Consider the following 13,801-nt stretch of genomic DNA (forward strand, 5'->3'; position numbering starts at 1 on the left):
TTTTGTATTGGTCACTCAGTTCATTGAAACCAAATTGATTTCCGAGGAAATCTTGCTTTGCTAATGCAAAACAAATTTTGATATTCATCAACGAGTGCCCACACAGATTGATAGGTTTAAATTGTTAAAGAGCTGTTCTTCTTAGTAACTAACATCACTTCGGAAGAGGCGGCTATTCTAGCTATTTAAATCTCAGTGTCAAACACTTTTGAAATTTAATTTCCACTTTTAAAAAGTAGAAGCGAATTATCGCTTTAAGCTAGCAACCTAACTAACATTCTTCGCTGAAGCCTTGTGGCGTCTACCGTGTCAGTGAGGCGGCATTATAGAGAACCTCAGTATATTGGCAAGCTTTAATTTAAGATAATTGCAAAAATAGAGGCTAAATGGCAAATAAACAACCAAACACCTATTTTATTACATTTAACCCCAAAACAAATACACCATACCCACAGACTTATCCACAAACATCATATTTTCTTAATCACCAAAATAAAAAAAGCAGCCTAAAGGCCGCTTTTTTCACTAATTAAAATCAAATACCAGATCCGTGTGACTCACCATCATCTTCATGAAGACCACATTCTCGCTTCAATCCATTGAATCGAGTTTCTTCTTCAGTCATACCTGGTTCCCACTTTTTCGTAGTGTGAGTATCGCCAATTGACAAATACCCTTGATCACGTAGCGGGTGATACTGAAGATTATGTTTCTCTAAGTAATAGTGCACATCTTTATTTGTCCAGTCGATAACAGGTAAGAATTTAAAAACACCATTTTGCAGAGACAGTATTGGAAGATTAGCACGTGATTGAGATTGCTCACGTCTCAGCCCAGAAAACCAAGTACCAGCTTCTAGTTCATCTAGCGCTCTTCTCATTGGTTCAACTTTATTAAGTTTATTGTATTTCTCTATTCCTTCGATCCCCTGCTCCCACAGCTTACCATATTGCGCTTCTTGCCAATTAGGGCTTTGGTGCGATCGAAATACTTGTAGGTTAAGAGTGAGCTTATGACTTAACTCATCAATGAAGCGATAGGTTTCTGGAAACAAATATCCAGTATCAGTAAGGATAACTGGAATATCCGGTTTAGCCTGAGTCACTAAGTGCAGCATTAACGCTGCTTGGATACCGAAGCTAGAAGAAACAACATGCGTCCCTTCTAAATTCTCTAATGCCCATTGGACTCTTTCTAATGCCGTTAGCTGCTCTAACTCAGAATTAATTTGCCCAAGACGAAGTATCTGCTGCGTCTTGGTCAATGTGAGTAGTTCTGCTAACTTCAATTTTGAAGCGACAGAGTTATGCATGTAGATCCCTCTTAGAAATAATCACCTCTTCGATGATCCCAGCTCGGATAGTGAAGTCACCAAAGCCTTCATTTTCCTCACGCTCTTTAGACCAACGATCCACCAGCGAATCAATTTCTTCTAAAATTTGAGCTGATGTGATGTTCTCTTTATACATCTTAGGGATACGAGTGCCTGCTTTATTACCACCTAGATGCATGTTGTAACGACCAGGAGCTTTACCAACTAAACCAAGTTCAGCCAACATTGCACGCCCGCAACCATTTGGACACCCGGTAATACGAAGGATGATATTGTCATCTTCTGGTAGACCGTGCTTCTTAAGAATATCTTCAACATCAGTAACAAACTCAGGAAGGAAACGTTCAGCTTCAGCCATTGCTAGCGGACATGTTGGAAACGCAACACACGCCATCGAATTTTTACGCTGTTCTGAAACAGCATCATCCATCAAACCATATTGACGAGCTAGCCCTTCAATTACTTCTTTTTGATCTTCAGGTACACCAGCCACAATTAAGTTTTGGTTTGCTGTCATACGGAAGTCACCTTTATGGATCTTCGCAATTTCTGCAACACCAGTTTTAAGTGCCTTACCAGGAAAATCCAGTAAACGACCATTTTCAATAAATAGTGCTAAATGGTGTTTACCATCGATGCCTTCAGCCCAACCGATACGATCGCCACGTTCAGTAAATTCATAAGGGCGACTCTGTGAAAACTCAACGCCAGCTCGTTTTTCAACTTCAGCTTTGAATACATCAATGCCTACTCGGTCTAACGTGTATTTAGTTTTGGCATTCTTACGATTTGAGCGATTACCCCAATCTCGTTGAGTTGTAACAACTGCAGCTGCAACTTCTAATGTTTTCTCTAACGGTACAAAGCCAAAATCATCAGCTTTACGTGCATAAGTAGAAGTATCGCCATGAGTCATCGCCAGACCACCACCGACTAATACGTTAAAGCCTACTAACTTTCCATTATCTGCAATCGCAATGAAGTTCAAATCATTAGCATGAACATCTACATCATTTTGCGGCGGAATCACTACCGTCGTTTTGAATTTACGAGGAAGGTAGTTACTGCCTAAAATTGGCTCTTCATCTGTGGTTTCTAGTTTCTCACCATCAAGCCAGATTTCTGCATAAGCGCGTGTCTTAGGTAATAAGTGCTCACTGATCTTTTTCGCCCACTCATAAGCTTCTTGGTGAAGCTCAGATTCTACTGGGTTAGTCGTACACAAAACATTTCGGTTTACATCGCCCGCAGTTGCAATCGAATCAATGCCTATACTATTGAGCGTTTGGTGCATCAACTTGATATTTGGCTTTAAAACACCGTGGAACTGGAATGTTTGACGTGTGGTTAAACGAATACTTCCGTAAGAGGTACTTTCATCCGCGAACTTATCAATCGCTAGCCACTGTGTTGGAGTAATGATTCCGCCAGGCATACGCGCACGAAGCATCACATTATGCAGAGGTTCTAGTTTCTGTTTAGCACGCTCATTACGAATGTCACGGTCATCTTGTTGATACATACCGTGGAAACGGATCAGCTGAAAGTTATCAGCCTTAAATCCACCAGTGATTCTATCTTGCAAATCTGCTTCAATCGTACCGCGAAGATGGTTACTTTCTCTCTTTAAACGTTCATTATCAGAAAGAGGACCTAATACTTGTCCTAATACTTCTTGTTTGCTCATTAGTACACATCCCTTTGGTAACGCTTCGCTTTGCGTAAATCATTAATATATTGTTCAGCTTGCTCACGCTCTAACTGACCTTGCTCTTGAGCAATTGTCACTAGTGCATCATGAACATCTTTAGCCATACGAGTTGCATCACCACACACGTACAAGTAAGCGCCATCTTGCAGCCATTGCCAAACTTGTTCTGCTTGCTCAAGTAAACGGTGTTGAACATAAACTTTTTCATTCTGGTCTCGGCTAAATGCAACATCGAGACGAGTTAACACGCCGGACTTAAGATACTTCTGCCATTCCACTTGATATAAGAAATCTTGAGTAAAGGTACGGTCACCGAATAACAACCAGTTTTTACCTTCAGCTTCGCGGTTTTCACGCTCTTGAACAAAACTACGGAACGGAGCAATGCCAGTACCAGGACCAACCATGATTATTGGAGTACTGTCATCTTGTGGAAGTTTGAAGTTATTATTATTTTCAACAAAGACTTTAACTACCCCACCTTCTTCTAGGCGTTGAGATAAGAAGCTTGATGCTCCACCGAAACGAGTCTTTTCACCTTTTTGGTATTCAACTAAACCAACCGTTAGGTGAACTTCTTCATCTACTTCCGCTTGGCTAGAAGCAATTGAGTACAATCGAGGAGTTAGCTTACGCAACAACCCAATTAATTCTTCAGCCGATAATTTAGTTTTCTTTTCAGCTAATACGTCAACAACTTGAGTATTACCTGCGTATTCACGTAATTTGTCTTTATCTGCCACCAGCTTTTCTAGTTTTTTACTGCCAGATAACTCGGAAAACTTGGTCACTAGTTGCGGGTTTGATGAAGTAATTTCATATTTACTGACAAGAGCACTATGAATAGAAAGACTCTCACCATCGACTTCAATGCTTTCAACACCAGATAAACCAACCTTCGCTAAAATTTCATTTGCTAGATCAGAGCTGTTTTCATACCACACACCAAGTGCGTCGCCAGGTTGGTAAGTAATACCTGATTCATCTAAATCAATTTCGATGTGGCGAACGTCTTTACCTGAATCTCGACCTGTTATTTTCTGGCTAGTCAGTAAAGTGGCGGTATATGGATTTTGTTTCGTGTATTGGGAATGACCAGGTGCAGCTTGACCAACAGGTAATTGAACCACTTCTGCTTCACTGCCTGAAGAAAGCGCTTCTTTAACAGTTTCTAATGCCTTGGCATTCCAGTCACTTGCCGCTTCTTCGTAATCAACATCACAATCAATACGGCCAATGAAGGGAGTCGCACCTAATTTAGCAAGGTAGCTATCAAAATCTTTACCCGTTTGGCAGAAGAATTCATAGCTAGAGTCACCTAATCCAATCACACCATATTGTAGATTGGATAACTTAGGCGCTTTCTTTGATTGTAAAAACTCGTGCAGTTCAATGGCATTATCAGGCGCTTCACCCTCACCATTTGTTGATGCTACGAAAATAACGTGCGTTTCTTTCGCAAGGTTTTTACCTTTGTAATCGCTCGCATCAAACAATTGAACTGAAATACCTAATGCCTTAGCTTCAGCTTCTAAAGTTTCAGCAACGCCTTTAGCATTACCAGTTTGAGAAGCGAAGATAATAGAAAGCTTACCTGCAGGTTTTGCAGCAACTGCGGCTGCAGCATGAGCGATAGGCGCAGCAGCTCCAACAGGTTGAGATTGACTCACTCCCCAAAGGTAACCACTCACCCAAGCAAGTTGTTGAGGTGATAATTCAGAAACAGTTTGTTGAAGTTGACCAAGTTGTTGGTCATTTAAAGGTGCAGCTAAGCCAGGTAGCGATACCGAAGCAGCGTTTCCTGATGACTCATTATTTTGTAAAGATTCTTTTTTGTGTAACGACATGGTCACGACATCCCTAATCATTGCGTGCCGTTAGATTAACCACTCCTCTTAATAACAAGAAAGAATAGATAAGTATGTTTTATAACTTTTTGGAAGTAAGAAGCCTATAAACTCAATATATTCACTTATTTTCAATACGCACTTGCTGAAAACCAACAGCCATGGCTGATTTAGAAGCAAGATCTAAATCATCATAATGGCACTCTCCACCATGGGTATCCGTTAATAACACAAAGCCACCACTTAAGTGCCTAAACTCTACAACCCAAGTCCCTTCTTGTATTGAGGGCTCTATAATAGCTTCTACTAACAAGTTTTCTCTGTATAAATTTCTCAGCTCATTGAGAGTCATAGTCTATCCTTCCTTCAAACCCTAACTTAAACGTTCGGCAATACGTTCAACTTTAAGGATGGTAGAAAGTCATGAATGTGCTAACTAATTCCAGAACGATATAATCAATAGGTATAAAAAAACGCCACTTAATAAAGTGACGTTCTAAAAATAAGCAGGAGGATCTTAAAAGCGCAGCTCTGCACCCATAAACCAGCCATCAACCATTACGAAAGCTTTACCTGCATCTGAAGCGAATACCTCATCAGAATCAAGGTCGATAACTCTATAGCCGCCTCGAAATGCAACTTCAGAATCAACAACTGGCAAACGATATTGAACACCAGCCATTAAGTCAGTGCTTTTAATGCCCTTACTGTCACCAAATTCCATTGAGCCAATAAAATCAATATTCGTTTTAGGAACGTTTATCTCAGCGCCGCCATAAAAGCTCCAAGTTAACTCGTCAAAATCAGACTGAGCACCGTTTACAGGTTCAATATACTTAGAACCAGAATACTGAGTCACAGTGATACCAGCATCAAAATGCATTAAGTCATGATCTAATACATTGTAGTAAAAAGTATAATCGTATTTATCAAATGCTAAGTCACTAGAGTCAATTGTGGTATAGCGAATGCTTGCGTTAGGAAGCATTGGAAATTTATGTTCAAATGCAAAATACAGCGAAGGTGAACTCGAGTCGTCTTTTCTAACTTCATTCAACTTAGTGCTTCCCCACCACATGTCAGCCCCCACTTTTCCTTTATAAAAAGAATCAGTTTCAGTCGCAGCGAAAGAAGAAGCATTAAAAGACAACAAGCCTACTAACGCAACCAACGGTAGTTTATTCATTTGAGATGGCTCCGATTTTATTCTGGTGCCAGCACATGGGCACTTTCAATCAATTAATGAACAAAATTCTACCACACATCTTTAAAACTAAACGACAAACATTAGCAGCGGTGACATTTAACGAGTCGAGTAGACAAAGTTCTTAAAGAACCAAACACCAAGAGCAATCACAATAAGCCAAGGTAAAAGTTTAAGCACGACACCCATCATGCCTAAGACAAACATCACAATTAATGCGATAGCGGTTGCAGCTAGGACCGTCATAAAAGTAATACCGGTAACCAACAGCGTTGCGACAAAAATTAAAACAAAAATCAATTCAAACATTCTTATTCTCCTAACTTAGCTAATTCACTACAGTTAAGACATTGCAGCATCCATACCAAGATACAAAAATAAATAAAAACCATATAAATCAACAAAATAAAAAGCCACACCTATTTAGGCGTGGCTTCTCACTTTATGGAGGAGGTAAATTTAGCCTTTAGTGGCAAAATTCACACTCAAAAACATTCTATACATTAAGCTCTTTAGGGATTTTAGCGAGAGCCGTTTCGATTACTTCGATTCCAGAGCCTTTCTTATGAGCATTCTCACTAATATAACGACGCCATTGTCTTGCGCCCGGCATGCTTTGGAACAAACCAAGCATATGACGAGAAATGTGCCCTAGGCTTGCGCCATTTGATAACTCACGTTCAATGTACGGATACATCTCTTCAACTACCTGTGAGCGCTTCTTAATTGGCGTATCTAAACCAAATATTTGCTGATCAACTTCAGCCAAGATAAACGGGCTATGATAAGCCTCACGACCAATCATCACACCATCTAAATGCTTCAGGTGCTCTTTCGAGTCTTCCAGTGTGGTGATACCACCATTCAACGCAATAACAAGCTCAGGGAAGTCTTTCTTAATTTGGTATGCTCGCTCATAGTCTAGAGGTGGGATCTCTCGATTCTCTTTTGGGCTTAGACCACTTAACCAAGCTTTACGTGCATGAATAGTGAATTGTTCACATCCGCCTTTCTCAGAGACAGTTGAAATAAACTGCGTAAGAAACTCATATGAATCTAGATCATCGATACCAATTCGCGTTTTCACAGTGATAGGAATATCAGCCACTTCTTTCATTGCGCTTACACAATCAGCCACCAGCTCTGGTTCAGCCATTAAGCACGCACCAAAACGTCCATTTTGAACACGATCAGAAGGGCAACCTACGTTAAGGTTTACTTCATCATAGCCACGCTCTGCCGCTAACTTAGCGCAAGCCGCTAAATCAACTGGGTTTGAACCGCCAAGCTGCAAAGCAATTGGATGTTCCTGCTCACTGTATTGAAGGAAATCACCTTTACCATGAAGGATTGCACCTGTCGTCACCATCTCTGTATACAAAAGCGTCTGCTGTGAAAGCAAACGGTGGAAATAACGACAATGGCGGTCAGTCCAATCGAGCATTGGAGCGACGGATAAGCGGGATGATGGATACATATTTGATACCTCTTAGAAATTCAACGATATAGCTCATAGCACACCGCTTTATGTGTTAGCTGTTCTTATGTAGAGAGAATGAACGATCACCCTCGGTTCAACATAAGGCGGGGGATTATACAGCCCTACTAACATTGCTTCAATCATAAGCAGGCTTGGCACGTTCCCTTTCATTTCAGGTCTAATTGCCAAACCATGAGCCCCTAAATGGTCTCGATAATTTCTATCAATATTCATACCTCCTAACCAGGCATAAATAGATTTATATCTAATATTGTCAGATTTTATTCTAAAAAAAGTACTATCCACGATCTAATGGTTTGCCTTATGTCCATTAAACCCATAAGCAAACCTGAATATAAAAAGGACGTATGATTAATGAAAAGAATAAATTTCTTAACAGCAGCGATTATCGTAGCTTTGGTTGGTTGTGGTGATGATGATGACTCTCCATCGCAAACCATTGATGACGCATTTATTCAAGAAAGTGTGTTTTCAACACAAGGCTTTACGCGTGATCATTTGTCTCAGTCTTATAGCAATATGCTTGAGTACGGATCGGATGAAACGATCTCCCCAGTTCGCACTGACGGCTCTTATTGCGGTGCTGCCGCTTGTCTCGATGGTCACGGGAAGACTTCGGAAGAACAAGCTGCCGCGTGGGCGAATCTCTCTGCCCTAAACATTCATGAGGGTAAAACCCTAAGATACCGCACGGAACCTGACGTGAATGGGGTTTCGTCAACCAATCCAGTTAGTGATGATGGGTATAGCCGTTTGGTAAGTGTTTTTATCAATGATAATGAACACCTAACACCTGAGCGTCGCACTTTAATTTTGGATGCAGTCCAAACAATCGAGGCACAAGTAGGTGTCAAAATCTTTAACGATGAGATTTTGGATGTGAACTTGGCACAGTTTGACCCTGATTTTTACCTAGAAGAGCAGCGCAAGCTTAAAGAGTCAATTGAAGAGGGTGACGGAAGTTACGTGATTGCAAATCAGTTTCGCAACCTATGGAAAGGGCACACATACAACAGCGATACCACCCGTAACTACGACGCAGATACTGCTACTCACACAGATCTTGAGCACCCTCAATACGGTAACGTCATTGAGACCGACAGTTATGAAGACATCGTTGATTACTATGGTGTTCGTGGTGCAATCACTATCTCATACGGTACGACTCACACAGTGTTAGATCCTTCATATTGTAACTACTATAAAGCTAACCATAGTACGTTCCCATTTTATGGTGGTGACACGGGCTTCAAGATTGATGACAAAGCCTACTTCACCAACAGCAACTGGCACATGGTTAATCTAGGTAGCCATAACAGTATCTGTAAGAATATGAACACCATCACTAAAGACATTATCATTCATGAATTAGGTCACGCACTAGGTCTTGGGGCTCACTTTAATGGCTTCGGCATGGACGGAATTTGGGATGAGCGAGCAATCGCCGTTTTGAAAGCTATCTACCATAACCCAGTGGCAACACCAATCAGCGAACTAACAGTTGTTGAGGAATAACCTCGCATAAGTCAAAACAAAACGATGCCACTTGGCATCGTTTTTAGGCAATAACCATCACCATCTAAATCAAGTGCCCCTAAACAGATATTGCCAAAAGCACACAACCACTACTTAAGAAGATAAAGCATTAATAGCGGCAGCCTTAACCTTTTCCGTCAACCAAATAATAGATGGGTCAAGGTTCCTAGATTTTGACCAATACACACACGCCTCAACTTTCTGCTCTAAAAAATTATTATCCAAAATTTTTAAATTAAATACGTCCGAGTTTTTTTCCACCATTTTACGCGTAAAAATAGCTAGGTTATTACTACTTTGAACAGAAGATAGTAACCCCCAATAACTCGCAACTTGTCTTTTCACTTTTCGTTTTTGCAGCAGTTGAATGCTCGAGGGTAATAAACTCTCGAAAAAACTATGATTACCAGAGATACTTGAAAGTGTAACGTGTTGATGTTCTAGAAACTCACTCTCGCTTATCGTATTTTCAGAAAATGCAGGATGATTTTTCCGACAGACGATAACTAACTCATCATCGTAAATCATGTGGGAAAGTATTGATGATTCAGTATCAGAAGAACCTTCTAGTGAGAGATCAATCGTACCTTGCCTCAACATATCTTTGGTTTCTTTTGTACTGTGATTATCAACTAAAATCGTCACATACGGAGCTTCATCTTCAATTTCCTTAAAAAGCTCGGGTATTAAAGTGTGCTCAAATAGACTGATGGTTGATATTTTAAATACACGCTTACTCAGACTCGGATCAAATCGAGTCCTTGTCGCTGATAATGCATCTAACTTTAAAATTGCATCAGCAATATCTGGGTAAATTTCTAACGCAAAAGCTGTCGGTCTAACGCCTAACTTCTCCCTAATGAAAAGTGGATCGTTATAGATATCTCGCAGCTTTGAAATGCTTTGGCTCACCGATGGCTGAGTTATCCCTAACCGCTTCGCCGCATTGGTATATTGCCTTTCTTCCACCACCGCAGCAAAAATAGCTAACAAGTAGTACTCATTAAAGTTCATATTGATTATTAATATAAATATTTTTATATTTAATAGTATCAGTAATACCTCTTCAGAAAGTTGACTTCATTCACTTTCCACTCGTTACACCACGCTGTTCTAGTTAGTCAATTAACAATCTGTGTCTTATTACCCCCCTCCTCTACTGCATCAACCAAAAGCTATATTCCAAAATTCACAAGCTGAATTCTCTCCAGCCAGATATAAAGTTAATTATATTTGATAGTGCCAAATTTCACCCTCAAAAACGTAGACTTCGCGATCTTATTAAATGGTTATATTTCATTTAAATCCTAATAAGACAAAGACTAAAACTCACCTACGAAGGACGTAAGAGTAATGAAAAAAATCAGCTTGCTGGCAGCGGCAGTTTCAATGGCGTTAACGGGTTGTGGGAGCGATGACTCAAACTCTTCTCCAACACCAACACCACAGTTCACAATCACAGCCATTGATGGCTACCTAAATAATGCCGAAGTTTATATTGGAAATAACTGTGACTTGTTTGTAGGTAGAACCAACCAAAGTGGTCAACTGACACTCGATCTTACGGATGACATTGTCGATCAAAAGGTGTGCATTAAAGCCATTGCAAACGAAACGATTGATATGACCCGCGGTGTTGTTATTGATGAGTTTACTCTTGCAGCCCCTTCGGTACCAAAAAGTGCTGACGAACCTGTGGTTGTTAGTCCAATGACGAACCTTGTTGTTGAACAAATTGAGCATTCCGAAGCTAATGGCACTGAAATGACTCAAGAAGAGGCAGAGCAAGCTGTTGTTAAGTCTTTCAATACTAATGACAATGTAGTTTTTACTTCTGAAGATATCTTTGGTGATTACGTCGCAGTGGCAGAAGGAGAAGGCGAAGAAGCAGAAAAGGCTAAAGCCATCAATATTGTAGGTGAAACGTTAGTTGACTATGACGATGTGCTTGCTCCGGCAGACCAACTCAATGTTATTGAAGATATATCGACAGAGACTTCAGATATTATTGCGGATGAAAACCAAACTCTAAGCGATGAGTATGCCCCTGTAGTGAACACTGGAGAAAACGGCTATATCGGTATTACACCAAATAATCGCCCTACTCATGCTGAAGACACTAGCATTCAACCAGTCACCTTCGAACTTGGCCAATCACGCAACTATGAATTAAATGCACTTTTCATTGATGCTGATGGCGACGCCTTAGTGTATACCGTTGACGCACAAGAAGAAGCAGGTGCTGATATTACGAACAGTGGTACAACTTTAACGGTTACTCCCACTCAAGCTGGTGTATACGATGTGCTGATCTATGCATCTGATGAAGCATCTCGTTCTTACCCATTAGTGCTAAATGTAACAGCAACAACACCCAATACCGCGCCAATATTAAATGAGCAAAATACCTTACAAGCCGATCTCGACGCTCTAAATCTGACTGCGACGGTAAGTACAGATGCGCGTCTATTGATTGACAATTTATTTATCGATGCCGATAACGACGAACTGACCTACGAGGTTACTGAAGCCGAACAAAGTGGGCTGAGTATCAACGTTGATAACGCAAGTGATGAGATCCACATACTTGGAACACCAGAACAAGAGGGTGTTTTTACATTTAACGTAACGGCTAATGATGGCGTAAACCCAGCAGCAGCCCAAAGCTTCTCCCTTACAGTTTCAGAAGCTCCAAATACAGCTCCTGTTACAGAACCAACACAGCAGCAGCGCGTGGCAGATGAACTGACAGCCCTTGAGTTACAAGTTGGTATTGCGGTTAACGCCAACATAAGCCTTGACCAACTATTTAGTGATGACGATACATTAACCCTGACAACGCAAGACACTATCGAAGGTGTTAATACAACAATTAACGAGGCAACTCTTTCACTAATAGGCATTCCTACCACTCAAGGTAATGCTGATCTCGAAATTTTTGCTTCTGATGGTGTTCACGATCCAGTCTTAGCCAAATTTGTTGTACCTGTAGCAAAAGAAGACTCGTCAGAGCCTACAGAGCCTGTTTTACCCACTCCAACCCCTCGCTTTGAAGAGAAGCATTTTATTGGCGGTGAGTGGCGGATGGGTGAAATCGGGAGAGATTACGGTGACATTGGAATGGGCTGGGCTTCACTGATGAAAGACCAAGATCAACACTACTTCTGTTGGAAGAAAAGTTTCGACATTGCAATCCCAGCCCAACTGGAAGCACTCGAAGATCCAGAAAATAAAAAACTAGTAATTAGCCCGAACAGTGAGGACTGCAAACCTGTCACTATCCAACCTGATGGCACCTTATTGGGTGACGGTGACATATATACTCCGGTCTACTCATCAGAAAAAAATGGTGACTATCAACTTGTATTAAAAATGAAAGATGACTTGTATTGGTTAGATTCAACTGAAGAACTTCCATTTACTGCAATGCTTCCTATTCCACCAATGGATAATACAATTTATCAAAGCATTGAATCTGTTGGATACGTTCCCTTAAGAAGCGTTAATTTTATGGTTAACGAACAACATATCTATGCTTCCGAGGTTACACAATCAGGAACATATACAGCCCGTGAACTAGAAGCCTATGATGATAACTATTTGTTACCTTCAGTTTGGGCGGGCACCTGGGAGGTATCGACCTGGAATGATGGAAAAGAGTTACTAACTTATCAAAATTGGGAAAGCGCTTTTAACGAAGGTCGATACATGCGTCAGTTTAATGATGGTGAACTAAACATCATTGTTGCACAGCATGAAGATGATATGGATGAAGAAGTTGTAATTGTCTTAGAATCACCCGATGAGTCATTATTGCGTAGTATCAATGCGGTATGGGACCCAAGCTCAACACAACCTAAGCCAACGCCAACATTACCAGAGATCCTTGACCCAAGCTTACTTAACGGCAAAACGTTCTATATGACTGAATACGGTTCATCTACTGGGGATGGGGAGTCTTTAGAGCATAGCGTTGTATGGTGTGATGCAGTCAAATTTGAAGATGGAAGTTACTACTGGAGTAAACGTAATCCATCGAACAATACCACTTGCCCCACAGATGCTGACTTGATTGAAAGCGGTACATATACCATTGATGATGAAAACTCAGTAATAGTTGTTCAAGCTGGCATTTACTCAACAATTTATACCGTGATTGGAGATGCTAGTGACCTTTCACCTGGCGCTCTATCCGTCATAGCTCATAGCTCTCGCAAAACTCACTTTACAGACAAAAGCGCTGCAGAAGAGCGTTTAAATGCGAAATCAAATATGGGTGGTCACACTGGCAATAGTTTTGATTTCTACTTACCCACAGAGCAAAAGGGAACATCTGTACTAGGGAAAGTAAGTATCAACCTGACACAATCTAACGCAAGTATTACCTTTGAAAAATCACCAAATGGTGAAGACCTCAATTGTCAGTTGATTGATGATAGTTTTGATGGATTCTGGTTAAGTTCTGGCGATAAAGCTGACTATTTGTGGGAAATTTCATCTCACTGTAGAAGCGATTATCGAGGCAATGTTTCCATTAGCATCCCTAGAAGGTTTGAACTAGAGACAAATACTATATACAGCTTTGTTGGAAAATCAGATTATGCTCATCAAGAGTCCGTTAAATACAATATTCATTGGAATCGCAATTTAGCCGATTAGTTTTTATAAA

The 13,801-nt window shown here is 40.6% G+C and carries 10 protein-coding genes; 2 read left to right on the forward strand and 8 right to left on the reverse strand.

Annotated elements, in window-relative coordinates; all coding sequences use genetic code 11:
* Window positions 1-535: 535 nt before the first annotated feature.
* The 7 genes from L4C37_RS08765 to dusA form a co-directional block, all read right to left on the reverse strand.
* On the reverse strand, window positions 536-1,312 hold the full coding sequence (locus L4C37_RS08765) for a phosphoadenylyl-sulfate reductase (RefSeq protein ID WP_372268035.1): 777 nt from the start codon (window positions 1,310-1,312) through the stop codon (window positions 536-538).
* Window positions 1,305-3,020 (reverse strand): assimilatory sulfite reductase (NADPH) hemoprotein subunit, encoded by a 1,716-nt coding sequence (cysI, locus tag L4C37_RS08770; RefSeq protein ID WP_137374119.1) that lies wholly within the window; start codon window positions 3,018-3,020, stop codon window positions 1,305-1,307. The genes L4C37_RS08765 and cysI overlap by 8 nt, the downstream gene beginning before the upstream one ends.
* Window positions 3,020-4,891, reverse strand: a complete 1,872-nt coding sequence (locus tag L4C37_RS08775) for an assimilatory sulfite reductase (NADPH) flavoprotein subunit (RefSeq protein WP_429768360.1) — start codon at window positions 4,889-4,891, stop codon at window positions 3,020-3,022. The genes cysI and L4C37_RS08775 overlap by 1 nt, the downstream gene beginning before the upstream one ends.
* Before the next feature lie 121 nt (window positions 4,892-5,012).
* A complete protein-coding gene (locus tag L4C37_RS08780; RefSeq protein ID WP_137374117.1) occupies window positions 5,013-5,243 on the reverse strand; it encodes a hypothetical protein in 231 nt (76 codons plus the stop codon).
* 165 nt (window positions 5,244-5,408) lie between these two features.
* Entirely contained in the window at window positions 5,409-6,077 is a 669-nt protein-coding gene (locus tag L4C37_RS08785) for a TIGR04219 family outer membrane beta-barrel protein (RefSeq protein WP_429768361.1), read from the reverse strand.
* A gap of 117 nt (window positions 6,078-6,194) precedes the next feature.
* Window positions 6,195-6,404, reverse strand: a complete 210-nt coding sequence (gene pspG / locus L4C37_RS08790) for an envelope stress response protein PspG (protein ID WP_137374115.1) — start codon at window positions 6,402-6,404, stop codon at window positions 6,195-6,197.
* A gap of 187 nt (window positions 6,405-6,591) precedes the next feature.
* Window positions 6,592-7,572: a tRNA dihydrouridine(20/20a) synthase DusA gene (dusA, locus tag L4C37_RS08795; protein WP_273295955.1), complete on the reverse strand. Its 981-nt coding sequence runs from the start codon at window positions 7,570-7,572 to the stop codon at window positions 6,592-6,594.
* Window positions 7,573-7,950: 378 nt separating this feature from the next.
* Between dusA and L4C37_RS08800 the strand changes: the two genes are divergently transcribed.
* Window positions 7,951-9,111 carry a zinc metalloprotease gene (locus L4C37_RS08800; RefSeq protein ID WP_429768362.1) on the forward strand — a complete coding sequence of 387 codons (1,161 nt, stop codon included), beginning with the start codon at window positions 7,951-7,953 and terminating at the stop codon, window positions 9,109-9,111.
* Window positions 9,112-9,225: 114 nt separating this feature from the next.
* On the opposite strand, the gene L4C37_RS08805 is transcribed toward L4C37_RS08800, so the two are convergent.
* Entirely contained in the window at window positions 9,226-10,125 is a 900-nt protein-coding gene (locus L4C37_RS08805) for a LysR family transcriptional regulator (RefSeq protein ID WP_429768363.1), read from the reverse strand.
* A 360-nt stretch (window positions 10,126-10,485) separates the two neighbouring features.
* Between L4C37_RS08805 and L4C37_RS08810 the strand changes: the two genes are divergently transcribed.
* A complete protein-coding gene (locus tag L4C37_RS08810) occupies window positions 10,486-13,791 on the forward strand; it encodes a putative Ig domain-containing protein (RefSeq protein WP_429768364.1) in 3,306 nt (1,101 codons plus the stop codon).
* Window positions 13,792-13,801: the final 10 nt, after the last annotated feature.

The sequence above is a fragment of the Vibrio kagoshimensis genome (assembly GCF_050337535.1).
Lineage (GTDB): Bacteria > Pseudomonadota > Gammaproteobacteria > Enterobacterales > Vibrionaceae > Vibrio > Vibrio gallaecicus.

Bases quoted from the DNA above. Each gene is read 5' to 3' on its own strand.
- L4C37_RS08765 (WP_372268035.1), bottom strand. From the start codon at position 1,312: ATGCATAACTCTGTCGCTTCAAAATTGAAGTTAGCAGAACTACTCACA.
- cysI (WP_137374119.1), bottom strand. From the start codon at position 3,020: ATGAGCAAACAAGAAGTATTAGGACAAGTATTAGGTCCTCTTTCTGAT.
- L4C37_RS08775 (WP_429768360.1), bottom strand. From the start codon at position 4,891: ATGTCGTTACACAAAAAAGAATCTTTACAAAATAATGAGTCATCAGGA.
- L4C37_RS08780 (WP_137374117.1), bottom strand. From the start codon at position 5,243: ATGACTCTCAATGAGCTGAGAAATTTATACAGAGAAAACTTGTTAGTA.
- L4C37_RS08785 (WP_429768361.1), bottom strand. From the start codon at position 6,077: ATGAATAAACTACCGTTGGTTGCGTTAGTAGGCTTGTTGTCTTTTAAT.
- pspG (WP_137374115.1), bottom strand. From the start codon at position 6,404: ATGTTTGAATTGATTTTTGTTTTAATTTTTGTCGCAACGCTGTTGGTT.
- dusA (WP_273295955.1), bottom strand. From the start codon at position 7,572: ATGTATCCATCATCCCGCTTATCCGTCGCTCCAATGCTCGATTGGACT.
- L4C37_RS08800 (WP_429768362.1), top strand. From the start codon at position 7,951: ATGAAAAGAATAAATTTCTTAACAGCAGCGATTATCGTAGCTTTGGTT.
- L4C37_RS08810 (WP_429768364.1), top strand. From the start codon at position 10,486: ATGAAAAAAATCAGCTTGCTGGCAGCGGCAGTTTCAATGGCGTTAACG.